The organism is Microbacterium sp. (genome assembly GCF_047972865.1).
Classification (GTDB): Bacteria; Actinomycetota; Actinomycetes; order Actinomycetales; family Microbacteriaceae; genus Microbacterium.
The window spans coordinates 25,978-46,939 of record NZ_JBKEAY010000183.1; the positions used below are offsets into that span (position 1 = coordinate 25,978).

Genomic DNA, 20,962 nt, shown 5'->3' on the forward strand with positions numbered 1-20,962 from the left:
CCGCCTCAGAAGCCGACGGCCGCCTGGTACACCGGGAGCAGTCCGGTACGCACGCCGGAGGCCGACGGCTTGGGCTGGAACACGCTCGAGTTGTGGTTGCCCTCGATGACGACGGGCCCGTCGTCGGTGATAGCGAGGTCCCAGCCGACGTAGGGCGCCTCCGGTGTGCGCCGCGCGAGTTCTTCGGTGACCGCGACCACGCGGTCGTACATGGGCACCTGGAACCCGACGATGTCCGCGCCCGTGACCGGGTGCGTCCGGTAGACGTTGCTGTTCTTGTCGACGCCCGGGTACAGGGCGACACCGTGCTCGTCGAGCATGGTGAACATGCCGCCGGAGGCGAAGTTGTCGATCACGTCGCCGTTGCCGATCCGCAGCACGGCGGCGAGGAGCCGCACCTCGCCGTCGGGCCGCAGGAACGTGATGAGCCGCACCGTGTTGACGCTGTCGGGGTATAGCGCCGCCAGATCGGGGTGCTGCACGATGAACTCGTCGATGATGCTCTGACCCGACGCGGCGACCTCCGCGCGGAATGCGGCGACGTCGACATCCGGTCCGACCTCGTGCAGCGTGATCCCGCCCCCGCCCTGCCCGTCGAGCGGTTTGGCGAGCACCTTCGGGTGCCGCTGCAAGAACGCGCCCAGCGCGGTGTCGTCGACGTCGCGCAGGTCGACCGTCTCCCGCCCCAGGAGGTCGGCGTACTCTCTGGCGAACCGGCGCTTGTCCTCCAGCTTGGCCCGGCCTTCCGCGGTGTTGTGCATGCGCGTGATGCGGAAGGACTTCGGGTGGGTCATCCAAGTGCGGCGCTCTCGCGCGTTCAGAAGCCGGATGTCCCACACCGCATAGTCGCGGAACGCCATGTCGTACTTGACGGAGCACCACAGCATGTCGGCGACGATGACGAGCTTGGGTGCCTTCGATACCCGCTGCACCTGCCCCGCGAACTCGAACAGGTTGCCGATGCGGAGGTTCCGCGCACGGTTGAGGAGGTAGCCGAATCGTACCGATGCTCTGCTCATGCTCAGGGGTCCTCTCGCCGCCTCAGAAGCGCATCGCGGTGCGGTAGCGCGGCAGCAGCCCGCGGCGGATGCCGGACACGGACGGCTTCGACTGGAACACACCGGTGTTGTGATTGCCCTCGATCACGACGGGCCGGTCCGGGGTGATCGCGATGTCCCACCCGATGTAGGGAAGCGCCGGCACACGCCGCGCCAGCCGGTCCACCAGGGCGAGCACTTCGTCATAGCGGGGCACCTGGAAGCCGGTGATGTCGACGCCGGTGACCGGGTGGGTGGAGAACGGGTTCCCCTCCTCGTCGCTGGCGGCGTGCAATGCGCGCCCGTCGTCGTCGAGCATCGTGTACATGCCACCGTTGCTGAAGTTGTCGATCACTCCGCCGTTGCCCACCTTCAAGACCCCGGCCAGGACGTGCACCTTGCCGTCCGGGTCGAGGTAGGTGACCATCCGCAGCGAGTTGACGCTGTCCGGGTACAGGCGCGCCATCTCGGGATGCTGGACGAGCACTTCCTCGACGAGCACTTCTCCGGAGGACAGCAGGTCCTGGCGGAGGGCAGCGGCGTCCGTGACATCCGCCACGTCGCGCATCGTGATGCCGTGACCGCCGACGCCGCCGGGAGCCTTCGTGATGACCCGCTCACGCCCGCGGAGGAAATCGGCCAGCGCATCCGCGTCGCGGTCACGGATGTCGAGCCATTCCCGGCCGAGTTCGTCACCGAACCGAGAGGCGAACTCCACCTTGTCGTCGAAGATGCGGCGCTGCGCGTTGTCGTTGAGCCGCCGCGACAGGTGGAAGGACTTCGGATCGGTCATGAACGTCTTGCGCTCGGCTCGAGTGAGAATACGGAAGTCCCACTCCGAGTAGTTCTCGAACGTGGTCTCGTAGCGCACGGCGCACCAGGCCATGTCGGCCGCGACCCACCACACCGGCGCTTTCGACAGTCGCGCCGATTGACGGGCGAACTGCATCACGCGTTCGCGGTCGAAGGACGTGATCCGACGCACGAAGAACCGCGCGCGACGGTACAACCGGCCCACTGCCCTCACCTCACGCCTCCCGGATGATGCCGAGCGGAGTGGACTGGTGTCCCTGGCCGAGCGGGTTGTCCGCGAGGATCCGGACGAGTCGTCGCTCCGCGTCCGCATCGAGGGTGGACCCGAGGATGTTGCCGCCGATGTCGTTGATGTCGACGACCGCGACGTGGTGCTCGGCACCGATCAGCGTCTGCAGGTGCGCCGCCACGCCGGCCGGATCGCTCGGCCCCAGGACCACGGCCTCGTTGTAGGGCGGGATCGTGCCGCTGGTGGGACCGTCGATCGCGCGCGCCTTCTCCCCCGCGATCCGGTAGAAGTCGCCACGGCGGCCGAACAGTTTGGTGAGGGCGCTCACGGCGGCGGCGGCGAGGATCCGCACGGTGCCGCACTCGCGCAGCGCCATCTCCATCGTCTCCGGCATGCCAAGACCGATCCCGTGCGGGGTACGCGCGACATAGCGCGATAGGAACCGTGCCAGCCGACGCGGTTCGATCTCGTCGAGCCGATACGACCGGCCCTGGGCGATGGCGACGATCTTTTCGGTGACGAACAAGAGGTCGCCCGGCACCAGGTGCGGCGGCGCGTACTGCGAGATGACGGCGTCCAGGTCGTCACCGGGCAGCACGACCCGAGTGCGGATCGGGATGCGATCGTAGATCCGCCCGTCGACCGTCGCCTGCAGCTGTTTGCCGTCGTTGGCGGCCGAGGTCATTCGAGATAGTCCCGCAACGACTGCGAACGCGACGGGTGCCGCAGCTTCGCCATCGTCTTGGACTCGATCTGCCGGATGCGCTCACGGGTCACCCCGAAAGTGTCGCCGATCTGGTCGAGCGTCTTGGGCTGGCCGTCACCGAGGCCGAAACGCATCCGGATCACACCGGCCTCCCGTTCGGACAGCGAGTCCAGCAGCGACTCGAGCTGGCGCTGCAGCATCGTGAAACCGACGGCATCCGCCGGTACCACCGCTTCGGTGTCCTCGATGAGGTCACCGAACTCGCTGTCGCCGTCCTCGCCGAGCGGCGTGTGGAGCGAAATCGGCTCACGACCGTACTTCTGCACCTCGACGACCTTCTCGGGCGTCATGTCCAGTTCCCGGCTGAGCTCCTCGGGGGTGGGTTCGCGGCCGAGGTCCTGCAGCATCTGACGCTGCACCCGGGCGAGCTTGTTGATGACTTCCACCATGTGCACCGGGATGCGGATGGTGCGCGCCTGGTCCGCCATCGCGCGCGTGATCGCCTGGCGGATCCACCAGGTGGCGTACGTGGAGAACTTGAAGCCCTTGGTGTAGTCGAACTTCTCGACAGCACGGATGAGGCCGAGGTTGCCCTCCTGGATGAGGTCCAGGAACTGCATGCCGCGACCGGTGTACCGCTTGGCCAGCGACACCACCAGGCGAAGGTTCGCACCGAGGAGGTGGCTCTTGGCCCGTCGTCCGTCGCGGGCGACCCACTGCAGGTCCAGCCCCAACTGCGACGACTTCTCACTCGCCGACATGTGCGACAGCTTCTCCTCGGCGAACAGCCCCGCCTCGATCCGCATCGCCAGTTCGACTTCCTCCGCCGCGTTGAGCAGCGAGACCTTCCCGATCTGTTTCAGGTAGTCCTTGACGGGGTCCGCGGTGGCACCGATGATCTGCGTCGAGTAGACGGGGACCTCGTCCTCATCACTCGACGACAACACGATGGCGCCGCTGGGCAGCGGCTCCGTGAACACCTTCTTCTTGTCTGCGGACTCGTCGTCGTCATCGTCGTCGGAGGCCGTGCCGTTCTTGTCGGCGTCGGAACCGTCGGAGTCGTCCGTCGCGTCGTTGTCGAGATCGGCATCGTCGACGTCTTCGTCCACCTCGTCGTCCGGGGCGGCTTTGCTCCCCGACTTCGCGCGCGCTTTGCCCGCCTTCTTGCCCGCGGCCTTCTTCGACGTGGCCGTGCTCGCGGCAGGTGCCGTCTTCACCGCCGCCTCGGGTGCCTGCGCCTCCTGCATGTCCTCGGCCTCGGCCGTCGTTCGGGTGCGGGTGGATTTGGTCGTCGCCACGTGTCGCCTTTCACCGGTGGAGAAGCTGCCGGGGTTTTCGGACAGGAGTATGACCCTTGTCAAGTCCTAGGACGTATCGATGCACGCCGTGAGGGCCCGACAACGGGTCAATGGCCCCATTGTCTCACACTCGGACGCCGAACCCGCCTTCTGCGGCATACAACACCGCGGAACACCGCGACATTCCGATCAGCGCAGGCCCTGCTTGTCGTCATCGGCCGGTCCCCCGGCGAGGAACCGCTCCAGTTCCGCGGCCAACTCGTCCGCGCTCGGAAGATCGCCGGCGTGGATGATCGGGCGACCCAGGTCGCTGCCGGCCATGTAGGAGTCGTAGCGCTCCTCCAGCCCGTGCAGCATCGTGCCCAGGTCGGACGAGTTCTCCACCTGCTCGGTGACCTTCTGCATGAAGGCCTGGTTCTCGTCGCGCAGCCGCGGACTGTCGAAGACGAGCCCGGTCGCCACGGCCAGACTGTCCAGCGCCGCGATGGCTGCCCCCGGGAACTCGGTGTCGCCGAGGTAGTGCGGCACCAGCAGGGTGAACCCGGCGACGGGCGCGTCGGATTGCGCGAAGCGGTACTCGAGCAGGTGCGCCGCGCTGGCGGGCACCTGCGTGTGCGGCTGCCAGACCGAGTGCGCGCGAGTGAGCTCTTTCCGGGTGCCGCTGACGGTGGTCCCGAGCGGTCGCGTGTGGGGCACCGGCATCGCGATCGCCTGCACCCACGTCACCGATGAGACCGACAGGCCCTGCGTGAGCCCGACGACGGTCTCCGCGAACGCGTTCCACGCGAAGTCCGGCTCGAACCCCGCCAGCAACAGAAACGGCGCCCCCTGGTCGTCGTGCGCCAGGGACAGCTCCAGACGCGGCGCGCGGTATTCGGTGAAGTGGTCGCCCTCGAACGAGATGATCGGCCGCCGCGCGCGGTAGTCCAGCAGCAGATCGGCATCGAAGACAGCGACCGGGGTCGGTTCGAGCTCGGAGCGGAAGTGGTCGATGACCTGACCGATCGCTCCTCCGGCGTCGGTGAACCCGGTGAGGGTGACAACGAGCGGCAGACCCGCCGGCACCAGGGGTGCCGACGCGACACGCTCGTACAGCGGACCGGACAAGGGCATACCTCAACTGTACGAGCACTCCGGCCCGTCCAGGTGTCCCGCCATCCCGCCATCAGCGAACACACGGTCTTTAGGATGGGAGCATGCCGTTCCCCGAGCTCGCGCACTCCACCGTCCCCCCACTCGATTCCGACGCCGATGCGATCGTCGTCGCTCTGCCACCGCTGGCGGATGCCGGCGTCCCGGACTGGCCCGGGCTCGCTGCGGCGCTCACCGCGGTCGGGTTCACCGGCGCACCCGGCACCTGCGTGCGCGCGTTCGCCCCCGAGGCGACCACGCTGCCACTCGTGGTGACCGGAACCGGTGAGACCCCGAGCGCCAATGCCGTGCGCGACGCCGTGGGCGCCGCCGTGCGAACGACCACCGGCTACGCCACCCTCGCCGTCACCCTCCCCGGTGTCACCGACGCGGCGCTGTGGGCTGCCGCGGCCGAGGGTGCCGCCATCGGCGGCTACCGGTTCGACGGGTACAAGACCTCCGCCGGCGCCTCCCGCGCGGATCGCGTCGTGCTCCACGCCGCCGAGGCGCTGAACGACGACGCCCTCGCCCGTGCCACCGCGATCGGCACCGCGGTGGCCGCCGTAAAAGACCTGGTCAACACGCCGGCCGACCGGCTCGGTCCGGTTGAGTTCGCTGCCACCGCCGTGGCGGCCGCAGCCGACCTTCCGATCACGGTGGACGTGACCGACGAGAACGGGCTCGAGGCACAGGGGTTCGGCGGCATTCTCGGTGTGGGCCGGGGCTCCGCGCGTCCCCCGCGCCTGGTCCGTCTCGACTACTCCCCCGACGTGAACGAGCGCCACGTCGCGATCGTGGGCAAAGGCATCACCTTCGACAGCGGCGGACTGTCGCTGAAGCCCCCGGCGAGCATGGTGGGGATGAAGTACGACATGGCGGGCGCGGCGACCGCGCTGGCCGTCGTCGTGGCGGCGGCGACCCTGCGACTGCCGGTGCGGGTCACCGGGTGGCTGTGTCTGGCCGAGAACATGCCGTCGGGAACGGCGACCCGGCCGGGAGACGTGCTCACGATGCTCGATGGGAAGACAGTGGAGGTGCTCAACACCGACGCCGAGGGCCGCCTCGTCCTGGCCGACGGGCTCGCCGCAGCCAGCCGCGATCGTCCCGACCTGATCGTCGATGTCGCGACGCTGACCGGCGCGATCATCGTCGCGCTCGGTAACCGCCACGTGGGGGTGATGGGCGACGACGGCGCGGTCGACGAGTACCTCGACGCCGCCGAGCGTGCGGGCGAGCTGGCCTGGGCGCTGCCGCTGCCGGCCCACATGGAAGACGAACTGGACAGCCCGATCGCCGACATCCAGAACGCGAAGGTCGGGGACCCGGCCGGCGGGTCGATGTTCGCGGGGCTGTTCCTGCGCCGCTTCGTCGGGCGCACCTCCGACGCCGACGACGCCCCGCAGATCCCGTGGGTCCACCTGGACATCGCCGGCGCGGGAACCAGTAAGTCCGCGGCGTTCGGGGCCACCGACAAGGGACCGACGGGAGCCTCGGTGCGCTCGCTCATCGCGCTTTTGGAAGGCGGGGTGCGGTGACCGAGCACAGCGCCGACCTGGTCCTCCTCGGTGGCGGCAGCGGCGGCTACGCGACCGCGCTGCGCGCTGCAGAACTGGGGCGCTCTGTCGTCGTCGTCGAGAAGGACAAACTGGGCGGGACCTGCCTGCACCGGGGATGCGTGCCGACCAAGGCGCTGCTGCACGCGGCAGAAGTCATGGACCACGTACGCGATGCCGCCGCCGTGGGCGTGAACGCCGCGGTCGAGGGAGTCGACGTGACCCGCCTGACCGCCTACCGGGAGGGCATCGTCGCCAAGAAGTACGCCGGGTTGACCGCCTTGTTGACCTCGCGGGGCATCACCGTGGTCGCCGGGGAAGGCCGTCTCACCGCCGACGGTGACGTGCGCGTCGGCGACGACCTGTACCGCGGCACCGATGTGGTCCTGGCGACCGGATCAGCCCCACGAACGATCGGTGCCGCACCGGTGGGCAGGCGCATCCTGACCAGCGAAGAGGCGCTCACCCTCGATGAGGTCCCCGCCCGCGTCGTCATCCTCGGCGGCGGTGTGATCGGAGTGGAGTTCGCGAGCCTGTGGCGCTCGTTCGGCGCCGAGGTGACCGTCGTCGAGGCGCTCGACCGGCTTCTGCCGACTGAAGACGACGCCGTCAGCAAGGCGCTGGCGCGCGCGTTCCGCAAGCGCGGCATCGCGTCCCGGCTCGGTGCGCGCGTCGTGACGACGGAACAATCCGACGACGCCGTGACGGTCACGCTGGACGACGGATCCGCCCTCACCGCCGATCGACTCCTGGTCGCGGTCGGACGCCGGCCGCTGACCGAGGGAATCGGTCTCGACGAGGCCGGTGTCGCCACGGAGAGCGGGTTCGTCACCACCGACGCCGACGGACGGACCACCGTGCCGCACGTGTGGGCCGTCGGCGACATCGTCCCCGGATTGCAACTGGCGCACCGCGCGTTTCAGCAGGGCATCCGCGTCGCGGAGGTCATCGCCGGTCAGGCCGGGCCCGCCGTGGCGGAGTCGACCACACCGCGCGTGACCTACTCCCGGCCGGAGGCGGCCTCGGTGGGGCTGACAGAGGCTCAGGCCCGCGAGGCCCACGGCGACCGGGTGAGCGTCTACGAATACAACCTCGCCGGCAACGCCAAGAGCGAGATCATCGGCACCGCCGGTATGGTCAAGGTCGTGCGCGAGACCGACGGACCGATCCTGGGCGTGCACCTGGTGGGCGACCGTGTCGGCGAACTGATCACCGAGGGTCAGTTGGCGGTCGGCTGGGAAGCCCACCCGGAAGACATCGCGCCTTTCGTTCACGCCCACCCCACCCAGAGCGAGGCACTCGGCGAGGCCTTCCTCGCTCTGGCGGGAAAGCCCCTGCACGCGGTCTGACGTGCCACCGTCGCGCATCACTAAGCTAGTCCCGACATCGACATTCTGAATGGAGACAAGATCATGAGCACACCCGTGGTCCTCCCCGCGCTCGGCGAGAGCGTCACCGAGGGAACGGTGACCCGTTGGCTCAAGAAGGTCGGTGACACGATCCAAGCCGACGAAGGGCTCCTGGAGATCTCGACCGACAAGGTCGACACTGAGATTCCGTCACCCATCAGCGGAGTCCTCGAGCAGATCCTCGTCCAGGAGGACGAAACCGTCGAGGTCGGTGCGGTGCTGGCCCAGATCGGCGACGGCAGCAGCGCCGCGCCCGCGGAGCAGACGCCTGCGGAAGCCGCGCCCGCCGAGGCTACATCTGAGCCCGCCGCCCCGGAGGCGCCCACCGCCGATTCGGTTCCCGCCGCGGCACCGGCCGGCGATGCCCACGATGTCGTTCTCCCGGAACTCGGCGAGAGTGTGACGGAGGGGACCGTGACGCGCTGGCTCAAGCAGGTCGGCGACGACGTCGCCGTCGACGAGCCGCTGCTGGAGATCTCCACGGACAAGGTCGACACCGAGATCCCGTCGCCGGTGGCAGGAACGCTGCAAGAGATCGTCGTGAGCGAGGACGAGACCGTCGACGTCGGCGCCGTGCTGGCCCGCATCGGCTCCGGTGCCGCGCTCGCTCCGAGCGAACCTGAGGGCGTGCCGGCGCCGGCCACCGCGCCTGCGGCGCCTGTGCAGCCCGTTGAACCCGAGCAGCCCGTGGCACCGCCGCAGTCCACGGCACCCGCACAGCCGGCTGCGGCCGAGCCCGCGCCGCCGACCTACACTCCCCCCGCCACCGACGCCGACGGGCCGACCTACGTCACTCCCCTGGTGCGCCGGCTGGCGCAGCAGCAGGGTGTCGATCTGACTGCGGTGACCGGGACAGGTGTCGGTGGCCGCATCCGCAAGGAAGATGTCCTGAAAGCCGCCGAGACCGCGGCACAGCCGGCACCGGCGGCCGCGCCCGCTCCGGCGTTGGAGGTCTCGCCGTTGCGCGGCACGACGCAGCCGATGTCGCGGCTGCGCAAGGTGCTGGCCGAACGTGCCGTCGCCTCCATGCAGCAGACCGCCCAGTTGACCACCGTGATCGAGGTCGACGTCACCGCGCTGTCCGCGTACCGGGACTCGGTCAAGGCCACGTTCCTCGACAAGACCGGCGACAAGCTGTCGTTCCTGCCGTTCTTCGCCCTGGCCGCCGCCGAAGCGTTGCAGGCGTTCCCGATCATCAACTCCACCGTCGAAGGCACCGACATCGTGTACCCGCCCACGGAGAACCTGTCGATCGCGGTCGACACCGAACGCGGACTACTGACTCCCGTCCTGCGCGACGCCGGTGCCAAGAACATCGCCCAGATCGCCCACGAAATCGCCGATCTGGCGGCGCGAACCCGCGACAACAAGCTGAAGCCGGACGAGTTGTCGGGCGGGACGTTCACGCTGACCAACACCGGCTCGCGCGGAGCACTGTTCGACACTCCCGTGGTCTTCCTGCCGCAGTCGGCCATTCTCGGTACCGGTGTCGTCGTCAAGCGGCCGGGCCTGGTGTCGGTGGACGGTGTGGACGCGATTGCTGTGCGGTCCTACGTGTACCTGGCGCTGTCGTACGACCACCGCATCATCGACGGTGCCGACGCCGCGCGCTTCCTCGCGGCGGTCAAGTCGCGGCTCGAGAACGCACAGTTCCAGGATCGTCTCGGCATCTGACTCCCTCACGCGGGCGGGTTCGTGAGGTCATAGACCTCCCGAACCCGCCACGTGCCGTCTGCGTGCACCGCCACCACGATCTGGCTGTGTTCTCCCTCCGCTTCGGCGCGGAACACGGCGACGCCCCCGTATTCTTCGACGAGCGTGACCGTGGCCTCCGCCACACCGGCCGCTCCCGCAGGCGCAGTCCCCGACCCGCCCTCCCAGACGGCGCACTGCTGCTGGCACTCGGCGAGGCGGGCGACCAGCGCCCGGCCGACCTCGGCCAGAGATTCCGGTTCGGGCTCCGGCGCGCTCACACTCGCCTCGGCGGCAGGGTCGGAGCGTATCGCGTCGGACGCGGGCGCACCGCCGGCCTCACTCCCCTCCGGCCAGAACACCCCGACGGCGATCACCATGATGGCCACCGCCAACCCCACCAGGACGGGCGCATGCCGGCGCCCTTCTCGCTCCCGGGGCCGGCGCACGGCCGGCCTCTTCGCCCGGCGGCGGGGAACGAGGGAACGCGCCCGGTCGAGCACCTCCCGATCCATGATCGCGCTCGCCCACCGGGCCAGCATCGACGTTTGCTCTCGGTCGCGGTAAGGGGCCACCGGCGCGCGCCTGGTCCGCCGAGGCGCGTCGACGCCGCCCGCCACCGGCAGGTGCTCGGGATCTGCCACAGCGAACAGTTCGTCCTCCCGCGCCGCCGCCTCGCGGCGCAGCCGTCCGGCGTCGGCGAGGGTCTCCTGCGCGCGCGTCAGCTCGGTCCGAAGCACCGGCACCGCGCGGGCCAAGGTCTCGAGCAGTTCACCGGTCATCGGCCGCCACGGCAGCGTTCCCGTCAGCGCAAGCACCGGACGGCCTTCCGCGGTCACCCACCAGCTCCCGGCATCCGCGCCCAGCCGGTCCGCCTCGGCGGCGCCGCGGAGCATGCTCACGGCGGCGGTGGCGGCCGCGCCCGCCGTGTCGATCGAACCGACCACGGTCTCCAGGCGGGAGGGGCAGTGGGGCAGCACGACGGCCTGACCTTCGCGCGTGCGCGCGAGGTCGACGGGGGCCAGCACATGCCCCTCACCGTCGGCCCGCCAGGCCGGACTGCTCCCGAACTCCGCCACATCGACCCACAGACGCGGCGGGTCATCGGCGACCAGGAGTGCGCGGTACGGGCAGTCAGGCGGTGCCAGGCGCCGCAGGACGGTGGGCGTGAGCACCTGTGTCATCTCGTCTTCCACGCCGCGAGTCTGTCCCTCGCCCGCCGCCCGTGGGGCCGCCATAGCCCGGTCGGTGCACAACATGGTCGGTACGGCCGCTGTGAAGGCGAGGACGCGGCGTGAAATGTAGGCTGGGTTCATGGCCGCCCGCAGCACGACATCGGAGAAGCGCCCCGGCTTCTTCGCCCAGATCCGCTCCCTGTTCACCTTCACCAAAGCGGAGTACCGGTGGCTGCCTTGGCTGCTCATCGGGATCATCGTGCTCGGTATCGGACTCGGCGTGCTGCTCGGGTTCTTCATCCCGCCGCTGGCGATCTGGAGCGTCATCCTCTGGGGCTTCACCGGGTTGATGTTCGGCGTCCTCGCCGCCATGATCACGCTGACCAGGCTGTCCACCCGCGCCATGTACAAGAAGATCGACGGCATGCCGGGGGCGGTCGGGCACGTCGTCTCCACCGCGCTCGGGCGCAACTGGAACGCCTCGGAGATGCCGGTGGGCGTCAACCCCAAGACACAGGACGCCGTTTACCGCGCGATCGGGCGCGGCGGCGTCGTCATCATCGGCGAAGGCGCCCGCGGCCGGCTGACCCGGCTCGTCAACGACGAGCGGATGAAGGTGCAGCGGGTCGCGTCCGGCGTGCCCGTCGAGGTCCTGTACGTGGGCCACGGCGACGACGACGTGGCGATCGCCGACCTCGCGCGCACGATCAAGAAGCTCCCCAAGAAGGTCGACCGTGCCACGATGGCTGCGGTCCTCAAACGCGTCGACTCCGTGTCACAGTCGGTGACCTCGCTGCCCATCCCCAAGGGCATCGATCCGGCCAAGGCACGCGCACCGCGCCCGCGGTGACCGGTCAGCGGCGCACCAGGACGGTGCCCGCGCCCTTGTCGTGCAACCCGCGTTGATCCACGTCCCACACCACCGCCGGGATGACGAGCACCAGCAGGACGGTGCGCACGATCGGGCGCCACACGCCCACCCAGCCACCGTCCAGGCGCGTGAGACGCATCCCGAGCAGCACGTGACCCGGGCTGCCCGACAGGGTCGGCAGGAAGACCATCTGCACGACCGCGAAGACGGCGAGGGTGAGCATCGGATCGTACTGGAAGAACGCGATCGAGACCACGACCGCGCATGCCCAGTCGATGAGGAGCGCGGCTGCGCGACGGCCGGGCCTTGCGATACTGCCCGTTCCAGTGGCGGGCAGACCGAGCCGTTCGCCCGGGTAGGACTGCTCGGTCGGGCGATCGCTCACACGCCCCACCCTATCGGCGGGGGTGATCCCGCCGCGCCGTAACATGCCCGAAACATGCGGGATACTGGAGGGCAACCCCGCGCCGATAGCTTCTAGCGTGTCTGCGGAAACTGCAGGCGTCACTCCCTCGATCTTGGAGACTCCATGTTCAAAGATTCATCCGAGGTGCTGGCATTCATCAAAGACGAGGACGTCAAGTTCCTCGACATCCGATTCACGGATCTTCCTGGTGTCCAGCAGCACTTCAACATCCCGGCCTCGACCGTCGACGAGGAGTTCTTCACGGTCGGTCAGATGTTCGACGGCTCGTCGATTCGCGGCTTCGCGAACATCCACGAGTCCGACATGCAGCTGATCCCGGATGTCTCGACCGCTTACGTGGACCCGTTCCGCGAGGCCAAGACGCTCGTGATGATCTTCGACATCTACAACCCCCGCAACGGTGAGATCTACGCGAAGGACCCGCGCCAGGTCGCCAAGAAGGCCGAGAAGTACCTCGCGTCCACGGGCGTGGCCGACACCGCTTTCTTCGCCCCCGAGGCGGAGTTCTACATCTTCGACGACGTGCGCTACGAAGTGAAGCAGCACTCCAGCTTCTACGCGGTCGACTCCGAAGAAGGCGCCTGGAACACGGGCCGCGAGGAAGAGGGCGGCAACCTCTCCAACAAGACCCCGTTCAAGGGCGGTTACTTCCCGGTCGCGCCGGTCGACAAGACCGCCGACCTGCGCGACGACATCAGCCTCAAGCTCATCGAGGTCGGCCTGGAGCTCGAGCGGGCGCACCACGAGGTCGGCACCGGTGGCCAGCAGGAGATCAACTACAAGTTCGACACGATGGTCCACGCCGCCGACGACATCCTGAAGTTCAAGTACATCGTCAAGAACACCGCCGAGCAGTGGGGCAAGGTCGCGACCTTCATGCCCAAGCCGCTGTTCGGCGACAACGGCTCGGGTATGCACACCCACCAGTCGCTGTGGCTCGAGGGCAAGCCGCTGTTCTACGACGAGAAGGGTTACGGCGGGCTCTCCGACATCGCGCGCTGGTACATCGGCGGTCTGCTCGCGCATGCCCCCGCGGTACTCGCGTTCACCAACCCCACCCTCAACAGCTACCACCGTCTGGTGAAGGGCTTCGAGGCGCCGGTGAACCTGGTCTACTCGGCCGGTAACCGCTCCGCCGCCGTTCGTATCCCGATCACCGGATCGAGCCCGAAGGCCAAGCGCATCGAGTTCCGCGCGCCGGACGCCTCGGGTAACCCGTATCTCGCCTTCGCCGCGCAGATGATGGCCGGCATCGACGGCATCATCAACCGCATCGAGCCGCACGAGCCGGTGGACAAGGACCTGTACGAGCTGCCGCCCGAGGAGGCCAAGAACATTCCTCAGGTGCCGAACTCGCTGCTGGACTCGCTGGAAGCCCTCCGCGCCGACAACGAGTTCCTCACCCGCGGCAACGTGTTCACGCCGGAGCTCATCGAGACCTGGATCGAGTACAAGATCGAGAACGAGATCCAGCCGATCGCGCAGCGCCCGCACCCCTTCGAGTACGAACTGTACTTCGGGGTCTGATTCCGGGAGGCCCTCAGAGCCACACTTCCGGTCTCTGAGCCCAGCAATTTACTGAGCCCCAGACGGCAATCGCCGTCTGGGGCTCAGACTGTCTGTGGGCGTGTGCGGACGACCGCGGGGAGTGCGTGATGCCGATCTTGCTCGCGCTCCGCCGCAACCGCCACGGCGCGGCTGACGCCCGGCGCGCCGTGCTCGCGTCGGGGGGAGGCCGCGCCGCTTCTGGGAGCCGGGCGACTTCTCGCTCACCCCGTCGACCGCACACCACCTGCTCGGGGAGTTGGAGGCTCGCGGCGAGCTGCTGCCAGTGCGCCGGGGCCTGTGCTGGCTCCCATCCGGTTGCTCCACCGCCTCGAACCGCACGTCCTGGAACCGGACCGCACGAGCGGCATCGCTCTCCCCCAACCGTTCTGGCGAGGAGAGGTGCGCAGGCGCGCGTCGGTCAGGCGGTGAATGTGACCTCGATCGCCACGTCGGAGGTCGAACGGCCGAACCAGCCGCGCACGACCCCCGCCAGAGCCAGCAGTCGCGCCTGGATGCCGTACTTCGCGACGATGGCGCGCCGCACACGCGTGTAGCCGCCGTCGGAGACGACACGCGCCGTGGCCTCGACGACGGGCGACCCCGGCGTGACGTTGCCACGGGCGTCGCACGGCCGCAGGGTGACGGCCGGGTTCCGGCGGATGCGCTTCACCTTGTACGAACCCGAACCGGTCGTGAACCCCGCGGTCCCGTCGCCAAGATCGGCGATCCACACCGGAAGGCTCACCGGCGTCCCGTCTTTACGGTACGACGTCAAGGACACGTAACGACTCTGCGCGAGTTCGGTCATGGGAACCAGGATATCGACGGATTCGCGCGGTCCGGCGTCAGCCGTAGAAGAGGTTGTCGAACGTACGGCGGGCACGACGAGCGTCACGCATCCAGTCCTCTTCGACGCGCGTCGCTGAACGCGGCGGGTATTCCAGCACACGCCCGATCCCGTCCAGCCGGTCTCGATCGGCGGGGAGGATGTCGCTGGTCTGTCCCGACAGCAACGTGTTCGCCGACCGCAGCCGGCTGGCGCGACGCCACGCTGCCGTCAGCCGGGATACGGCGACATCCGAGACCAACCCCGCCTCCCGGGCGGCGTCCAACGCCCCCAACGTCGAGGTGGTGCGCATGCCGGGGACACGATGGGCGTGCTGCAGCTGAAGCAACTGGACCAGCCACTCGACGTCGCTCAGACCTCCCGGGCCGAGCTTCAGGTGGCGGGCACGGTCCACACCCTGCGGCAGCCGCTCGGTCTCCACACGCGCTTTGATCCGGCGTATCTCGCGCAGGTCGTCCGGCTTCACGTTCTTCGGGTACCGCACCTCGTCAGCCAAAGCCATGAACCGTTCGATGAGCTTCGCGCTCCCGGCCACCCCCCGTGCGCGCAGCAGCGCCTGCGCCTCCCACGACAGCGACCAGCGCCGGTAGTACTCCGCATACGAGTCGAGGGAGCGCACCATGGGCCCGTTGCGCCCCTCGGGACGGAGGTCGGCGTCCAGTTCGAAAGGCACCCGGGGGTCTTCCGAGTAGGTGCGCAGCCCGTGCACGATCTTCAGTGCCAGCTCCCCCGCACGCTGCGGGTCGAGGCCGTTCGGATCGTAGACGTACATGACATCGGCATCCGAGCCGAAGCCGAGTTCAGCGCCCCCGAACCTGCCCATCGCGATCACGGAGAAGTCCAGGTCGGCGGCGTCGTCGGGAACCACCTCGCGCCGCACCGCCCGGAGCGTCGCCTGGATCGTCACCTCGCTGATCGCGGTCAAGCCGGCCGCGAGGTCTTCGATCGTGAGCGGACTCAGCGCGGCAGCCAGGGCCAGCCGGAGCAGCTCGCGCCGACGCAGGGCCCGTACGGCGCGCATCGCGTCGTCGATCGTCGCGTGCCGGGTCTGGATCGCCCGAGCCTCCTCCTCCAGTGCGCGCCCGGTCCGTGGCCGCAACTGCTCCTCGGAGTCCAGCCACGCGACCGACTCGGGGATCCCCTCCATCAACTGCCCGATGAACCGCGAGCCCGACAGCGCGCGGGTGAGACGTTCGGCAGCACCGGACGAATCACGCAGCATCCGCAGGAACCACGGAGTCTCCCCCAGCGCTTCGGAGATCCGCCGGTATGACAGCAGCCCGTTGTCCGGATCGACCCCGTCGGCGAACCACCGGATCATCACCGGCATGAGATGCCGCTGGATCGTGGCCGTGCGGCTCAGGCCACCGGTGATGGCCGCCATATGACGGAGGGCGCCGGCGGCATCGCGGAACCCGATCGCCGCGAGCCGGTCGTGGGCCTGCTCTGACGACAGCACGTGCTCGTCGGGCGACAGCGCCGCCACCGCCGACAGCAGCGGCCGGTAGAACAAGCGCACGTGGATCTCTCGCACCTCGCGCTTGAGCGCCTCCCAGAGCCGCCACACATCCGCATCCAGCGGAACGAGTCGCACCGTGCGCGCGAGCGCGCGCAGGCCTTCGGGTGTGCGGGGCATGAGATGCGTGCGGCGCAGACCACGTAACTGCAGTCGGTGCTCCAGCACACGCAGGATGCGGTAGTCGCGGGCGAAAGTGGCCGCGTCGTCCCGCCCGATGTACCCCTCCTCGACGAGCGCGTCCAGCGCGTCCAGCGTGCCCCGCTGCCGGATCTGGTCGTCGGACAACCCGTGTACGAGCTGGAGCAGCTGCACGGTGAACTCGATGTCCCGGATGCCGCCCGGACCCAGTTTGAGCTGGTACGGCACCTCGTCGGCCGGGATGTGCTCGGTGACGCGCTCGCGCATCCGCTGCACACTGTCGACGAAGTTCTCCCGCGCCGCACTGGCCCACACCTTGGGCTGGACGGCATCGACGTACTCCCGGCCGAGCTCGGCATCACCGGCGAGAGGGCGGGCCTTCAGCAGCGCCTGGAACTCCCAGCTCTTGGCCCACCGGTCGTAGTACGACAGGTGCGACTCGACGCTGCGCACCAGCGCGCCCTGTTTGCCCTCGGGACGCAGGTTGGCGTCGACCTCCCACAACGGCGGCTCGATCTCCACCCCGGAGATGCCCTGCATCGTCTGTACCGCCAGTCGGGTGGCGATGTCGATCCCGCGTCCCTCGCTGACCTCGTCGGCCCGATCGGCGAGCACCCCGCCGACGAAGATCACGTCGACGTCGCTCACGTAGTTCAGCTCGCGTGCACCGGTCTTGCCCATCCCGATGATCGCGAGGCGGGTCGCGGCGACCTCGTCGCGCGGGAACAGCCCGACCCCGGCTCCCCCGCCCTTGGAGATGCGGGTGCGCGCGACCGCCAACGCGGCTTCGAGTGCGGCGCCGGCGGCATCGGCGAGGGCCGCAGCCACCTCGTGGAGAACGTCCGCAGAACTCTCCGCGTGCAGGTCATACGCGGCGATCAGGGCCAGCATCCGCCGATATCGAACGCGCAGCGCGACCCACGCGCTCTCGTCGCCGCGAGCGGCGAAGCCGTCGTCGTCGACGTCAACGGACGCCAGGAGTTCGAAACGCAGGCGGTCGGCGCCGGGCAGCGATGTCCCGGCGTCGACGAGGAGGGCAAGTTCGTCCGGATGCCGCAAGTAGAACTCCGCGAACCCCTCGGACGCGCCGAAAATGAGCCACACCGTCTTAGGCACCCGCTGCAGAGTGTCGCGCACCGGTGCGGCATCGCGCCGAGCCACCCGCAGCAACGCCGCCAGCGCACCGTCGGGATCGCCGGCGCTCTCCGCGCCAGCGAGCAACTCGGCGCGCTCCAGCCCAACGAGGTCGCCGAGCTCAGCTAGGGATGCGTCCGCCTCGGACAACTCCGAGAACCCGACCCGGGCCAGTCCGGTCAGGCCACTGGTTCGTGCGCCGGCGGTCACGGGACCACTCAGAGCATTTCCAGGTTGCTCTTCAGCTCGAAGGGCGTGACCTGCGCGCGGTACTCGTGCCACTCGCGGCGTTTGTTGAGGAGCACGTAGGTGAAGACCTGCTCGCCGAGAGTCTCAGCGACAAAGTCGGACTCCTCCATCTGGTGCAGCGCTGCGTCGAGGCTCGCCGGCAACGGCTTGTACCCTAGTGCGCGGCGCTCCCCCGGGCTGAGCGACCAGACGTTGTCCTCGGCCTCGGCGGGCAGTTCGTACTCCTCCTCGATGCCCTTCAGGCCCGCCGTCAACAGCAGCGCGTAGGACAGGTACGGGTTGGCTGCCGAGTCGAGTCCGCGGTATTCGACGCGAGCCGACTGCGCCTTGCGCGGCTTGTAGAGCGGCACGCGCACCAGCGCGGAGCGGTTCGTGTGCCCCCAGGTCACGTAGCTCGGCGCCTCGTCCCCGCCCCACAGCCGCTTGTACGAGTTGACGAACTGGTTGGTGACGGCGGCGATCTCGTTGGCGTGCGTGAGCAGGCCCGCGATGAAATGGCGACCCACCTTGGAGAGGTGGTACTCGGCGCCCTCCTCATAGAAGGCGTTGACGTCGCCCTCGAACAGGGACATGTGTGTGTGCATGCCGCTGCCGGGCTGACCGCTGAGCGGCTTGGGCATGAACGTCGCGTACACGCCCTGCTCGATCGCGACCTCCTTCACGACGGTGCGGAAGGTCATGATGTTGTCGGCGGTCGCCAGGCCATCGGCGTAACGCAGATCGATCTCGTTCTGCCCGGGCCCACCCTCGTGGTGGCTGTACTCGACCGAGATGCCGAGGTCTTCGAGCATGCGCACCGAACTACGCCGGAAGTCGTGCGCGGTCCCGCCGGGCACGTTGTCGAAGTAGCCCGCCGAGTCGACTGGCACCGGTCCGTCGGGCCCGATCTGCGACGACTTCAACAGGTAGAACTCGATCTCGGGGTGCGTGTAGAAGGTGAAACCCGCGTCGGCGGCCTTCGACAGTGCTCGTTTGAGCACGTTGCGAGGGTCGGCGACGGCGGGCTGACCGTCGGGCGTCGTCAGGTCGCAGAACATGCGCGCGGTCGGGTCGACGTCGCCGCGCCACGGGAGCGTCTGGAAGGTCGACGGATCGGGGTGGGCGAGCAGATCGGACTCCTGCGAACGGGTGAGCCCCTCGATCGCGGATCCGTCGAAACCCAACCCCTCGGTGAAGGCGCCCTCCACTTCGGCCGGCGCGATCGCCACCGACTTGAGAGTTCCGATCACGTCCGTGAACCACAGGCGCACGAACTTCACGCCGCGTTCCTCGATCGTGCGCAGTACGAAGTCCCGCTGCTTGTCCATCGCATCCTCTCCGAAGCCGGTCAGGCCAGACTATCGGCCCGCGTCAGCTCTGCGCGGACGAGGATCCCCAGTCGTCTTCGCGCGCGTCTTCCTCGGCCCAGGTGCGTGAGCGCTCCGCGAGCAGTTCCGGAGCGCGCGCGGCCTCCTCCTCGGTGTCGAAAGGCCCGGCGCGGTCGACCGCTGGCGACTCGTATCCGCGCTCCACCTGCCCGGTCGCGAGGTTGTACCAGTACTTCTGTTCTCCGCCCATCCGACGCCTCCCCGAATCGTTGCTCATCGACGCCCCTCGATCCTAACGATCACCTCGCCGAGTCGTAAGCTGGGGTCATGACGAGCACAGCAACGCGCGCGGTCGGCGTGGACATCGGCGGCACCGGGATCAAAGGGGCGCTGGTCGACGTCGCCACCGGCGAATTGCTGAGCGAGCGGGTCAAGGTGGCCACGCCGCGCGGCGCCGAGCCCGACGACGTGCTGGCAGCCGTCGTGAGCGTGCTCGAGACTCTGCAGGTCGCCGACACCGACATCCCGCTGGGGGTCGCGTTCCCCGCGATCGTCAAGGAGGGACGCACCCTGTCGGCCGCCAATGTCTCGCAGACATGGATCGGTTTCGAAGCGGAAGCGTTCTTCGAGCGGGGCCTGGGGCGCGACATCCATTTCGCCAACGACGCCGACGTGGCCGGAGTGGCCGAGTTGCGGTACGGCGCCGCCCGCGACCAGTCGGGCCTGGTCATCATGACCACGCTGGGCACCGGCATCGGGTCGGCCATCCTGTACCGGGGCGAGCTGATCCCCAACGCCGAACTCGGGCACCTGCACCGGGCACGCCACAAACGCGACGCCGAAGCGTGGGCCGCCTATTCCGCCAAGGAGCGCGAGCAGTTGAGTTGGAAGAAGTGGGCGCGGCGCCTGCAGTGGTACTACAGTCACCTGGAGTTCTTGTTCTCGCCCGACCTGTTCGTGGTCGGCGGCGGGGTATCCAAACACGCCGATCAGTTCCTTCCCCTCCTGGAGTTGGACACCCCGATCGTCCCGGCGGTGCACCGCAACAACGCCGGCATCATCGGCGCCGCAGCCCTCTCGGCGGGATAGCGCTTCGCCGACGCCGCCGCCTCGGGGTCGTCCCGGCGGGCTGAGTGCTGTCAGGGCGTCCAGTCGGTGAGGACGGTGTGGAGGGAGGCGATGATGCGTGCGTAGGTGGTGTCGAGGTTGCGTGGTTGTCCGAAGCCGTTGCTGTGTTCCAGGGTGATGAAGCCGTGGATGGTGCTCCGGATGAGGCGGATCGCGTCGGTCAGGTCATCACCGTCGAGCTGGTACGCGCGGAGGGCGGAGGCGAGCACGGTGATCAGGTTCTGTGCGGCGGTGTGCCCGTCGGTGTCGTCCGGGTCGGGCGCGATTTGCAAGGCCGCGTAGCGGCCTGGATGCTGGTGTGCCCATGTTCGGAGGGTGGTCGCGAGCGCGGTGAGCGCGTCGGCCCCGGACAGGCCGGTGCACGCTGCGGACAGCACCGCGGCGACCTCGCCCGTCGCGTGCTGGCTGAGCGCGCGGCGTAGGTCGTCGAGGTCGGTGACGTGCCGGTACACGCCCGGGGGTGAGATCCCGAGGGAACGGCCGAGTTTCGTGATCGTGAGCTCGTCCAGACCGATGGCATCGGACAGGGATGCGGCACGGTCGACCACCGCGCGGCGGGTGAGTCGCTCAGCCATGCGGCAGCTCCTTCACCGTCAAGAATGGGAGCACCACCATCGGCCCTTGCCCGGTCACCTCGCCGATCCCACGCCCTTGGGCGCCGACCGCACGGCAGCGGCTCGGGTGAAGTGAATGGGTCGGCCTATACGCCGGGTTCTGTTCCGGGGATCCTACCCCTTCGACGGTCATCTCT

Annotated in this window: 18 protein-coding genes; 6 read left to right on the plus strand and 12 right to left on the minus strand. The window is 68.9% G+C overall.

The window, feature by feature from the left end:
- Window positions 1–5 precede the first annotated feature (5 nt).
- The 5 genes from ACK5KK_RS10965 to ACK5KK_RS10985 form a co-directional block, all read right to left on the minus strand.
- Window positions 6–1,019: a sugar-transfer associated ATP-grasp domain-containing protein gene (locus ACK5KK_RS10965; RefSeq protein ID WP_416890121.1), complete on the minus strand. Its 1,014-nt coding sequence runs from the start codon at window positions 1,017–1,019 to the stop codon at window positions 6–8.
- A 22-nt stretch (window positions 1,020–1,041) separates the two neighbouring features.
- The gene (locus ACK5KK_RS10970; protein ID WP_416890122.1) at window positions 1,042–2,055 is read right to left on the minus strand and encodes a sugar-transfer associated ATP-grasp domain-containing protein; all 1,014 of its coding nucleotides are present in this window, start codon (window positions 2,053–2,055) and stop codon (window positions 1,042–1,044) included.
- A 10-nt stretch (window positions 2,056–2,065) separates the two neighbouring features.
- Window positions 2,066–2,764 (minus strand): coenzyme F420-0:L-glutamate ligase, encoded by a 699-nt coding sequence (locus ACK5KK_RS10975; RefSeq protein ID WP_416890123.1) that lies wholly within the window; start codon window positions 2,762–2,764, stop codon window positions 2,066–2,068.
- Entirely contained in the window at window positions 2,761–4,032 is a 1,272-nt protein-coding gene (locus ACK5KK_RS10980) for an RNA polymerase sigma factor (protein WP_416890139.1), read from the minus strand. Before ACK5KK_RS10980 ends, ACK5KK_RS10975 begins: the two co-directional genes overlap by 4 nt.
- A 240-nt stretch (window positions 4,033–4,272) precedes the next feature.
- Window positions 4,273–5,196 carry a proteasome assembly chaperone family protein gene (locus ACK5KK_RS10985; protein ID WP_416890124.1) on the minus strand — a complete coding sequence of 308 codons (924 nt, stop codon included), beginning with the start codon at window positions 5,194–5,196 and terminating at the stop codon, window positions 4,273–4,275.
- 83 nt (window positions 5,197–5,279) lie between these two features.
- Here ACK5KK_RS10985 and ACK5KK_RS10990 point away from each other — a divergent pair, with 83 nt between their 5' ends.
- The 3 genes from ACK5KK_RS10990 to sucB all read left to right on the plus strand — a co-directional run bounded on the left by ACK5KK_RS10990 (window position 5,280) and on the right by sucB (window position 9,850).
- Window positions 5,280–6,749 (plus strand): leucyl aminopeptidase, encoded by a 1,470-nt coding sequence (locus tag ACK5KK_RS10990; protein ID WP_416890125.1) that lies wholly within the window; start codon window positions 5,280–5,282, stop codon window positions 6,747–6,749.
- Window positions 6,746–8,116 carry a dihydrolipoyl dehydrogenase gene (lpdA, locus tag ACK5KK_RS10995; RefSeq protein WP_416890126.1) on the plus strand — a complete coding sequence of 457 codons (1,371 nt, stop codon included), beginning with the start codon at window positions 6,746–6,748 and terminating at the stop codon, window positions 8,114–8,116. The genes ACK5KK_RS10990 and lpdA overlap by 4 nt, the downstream gene beginning before the upstream one ends.
- Before the next feature lie 63 nt (window positions 8,117–8,179).
- A complete protein-coding gene (sucB, locus tag ACK5KK_RS11000; protein ID WP_416890127.1) occupies window positions 8,180–9,850 on the plus strand; it encodes a 2-oxoglutarate dehydrogenase, E2 component, dihydrolipoamide succinyltransferase in 1,671 nt (556 codons plus the stop codon).
- 5 nt (window positions 9,851–9,855) lie between these two features.
- On the opposite strand, the gene ACK5KK_RS11005 is transcribed toward sucB, so the two are convergent.
- Window positions 9,856–11,064 (minus strand): hypothetical protein, encoded by a 1,209-nt coding sequence (locus tag ACK5KK_RS11005; protein ID WP_416890128.1) that lies wholly within the window; start codon window positions 11,062–11,064, stop codon window positions 9,856–9,858.
- Window positions 11,065–11,182: 118 nt separating this feature from the next.
- On the opposite strand from ACK5KK_RS11005, the gene ACK5KK_RS11010 reads away from it, so the two are divergent.
- Window positions 11,183–11,893: a DUF4191 domain-containing protein gene (locus ACK5KK_RS11010; protein ID WP_416890129.1), complete on the plus strand. Its 711-nt coding sequence runs from the start codon at window positions 11,183–11,185 to the stop codon at window positions 11,891–11,893.
- A gap of 4 nt (window positions 11,894–11,897) precedes the next feature.
- On the opposite strand, the gene ACK5KK_RS11015 is transcribed toward ACK5KK_RS11010, so the two are convergent.
- Window positions 11,898–12,299, minus strand: coding sequence for an RDD family protein (locus tag ACK5KK_RS11015; protein ID WP_416890130.1), 402 nt, complete (start codon window positions 12,297–12,299; stop codon window positions 11,898–11,900).
- Between the two features lie 144 nt (window positions 12,300–12,443).
- Here ACK5KK_RS11015 and glnA (ACK5KK_RS11020) point away from each other — a divergent pair, with 144 nt between their 5' ends.
- Complete coding sequence (gene glnA, locus ACK5KK_RS11020) at window positions 12,444–13,868, plus strand: type I glutamate--ammonia ligase (RefSeq protein ID WP_416890131.1); 1,425 nt, start codon at window positions 12,444–12,446, stop codon at window positions 13,866–13,868.
- A gap of 439 nt (window positions 13,869–14,307) precedes the next feature.
- On the opposite strand, the gene ACK5KK_RS11025 is transcribed toward glnA (ACK5KK_RS11020), so the two are convergent.
- The 4 genes from ACK5KK_RS11025 to ACK5KK_RS11040 are packed head-to-tail and all read right to left on the minus strand — an operon-like array spanning window position 14,308 to window position 19,333.
- On the minus strand, window positions 14,308–14,697 hold the full coding sequence (locus ACK5KK_RS11025; protein WP_416890132.1) for a PPOX class F420-dependent oxidoreductase: 390 nt from the start codon (window positions 14,695–14,697) through the stop codon (window positions 14,308–14,310).
- 37 nt (window positions 14,698–14,734) lie between these two features.
- Window positions 14,735–17,737, minus strand: coding sequence for a bifunctional [glutamine synthetase] adenylyltransferase/[glutamine synthetase]-adenylyl-L-tyrosine phosphorylase (locus ACK5KK_RS11030; RefSeq protein ID WP_416890133.1), 3,003 nt, complete (start codon window positions 17,735–17,737; stop codon window positions 14,735–14,737).
- An 8-nt stretch (window positions 17,738–17,745) separates the two neighbouring features.
- Complete coding sequence (glnA, locus tag ACK5KK_RS11035; RefSeq protein ID WP_416890134.1) at window positions 17,746–19,083, minus strand: type I glutamate--ammonia ligase; 1,338 nt, start codon at window positions 19,081–19,083, stop codon at window positions 17,746–17,748.
- A gap of 43 nt (window positions 19,084–19,126) precedes the next feature.
- On the minus strand, window positions 19,127–19,333 hold the full coding sequence (locus ACK5KK_RS11040) for an SPOR domain-containing protein (RefSeq protein ID WP_416890135.1): 207 nt from the start codon (window positions 19,331–19,333) through the stop codon (window positions 19,127–19,129).
- Window positions 19,334–19,410: 77 nt separating this feature from the next.
- Here ACK5KK_RS11040 and ppgK point away from each other — a divergent pair, with 77 nt between their 5' ends.
- The gene (ppgK, locus tag ACK5KK_RS11045; RefSeq protein ID WP_416890136.1) at window positions 19,411–20,172 is read left to right on the plus strand and encodes a polyphosphate--glucose phosphotransferase; all 762 of its coding nucleotides are present in this window, start codon (window positions 19,411–19,413) and stop codon (window positions 20,170–20,172) included.
- Window positions 20,173–20,222: 50 nt separating this feature from the next.
- On the opposite strand, the gene ACK5KK_RS11050 is transcribed toward ppgK, so the two are convergent.
- On the minus strand, window positions 20,223–20,786 hold the full coding sequence (locus ACK5KK_RS11050) for a TetR/AcrR family transcriptional regulator (RefSeq protein WP_416890137.1): 564 nt from the start codon (window positions 20,784–20,786) through the stop codon (window positions 20,223–20,225).
- Window positions 20,787–20,962 lie beyond the last annotated feature (176 nt).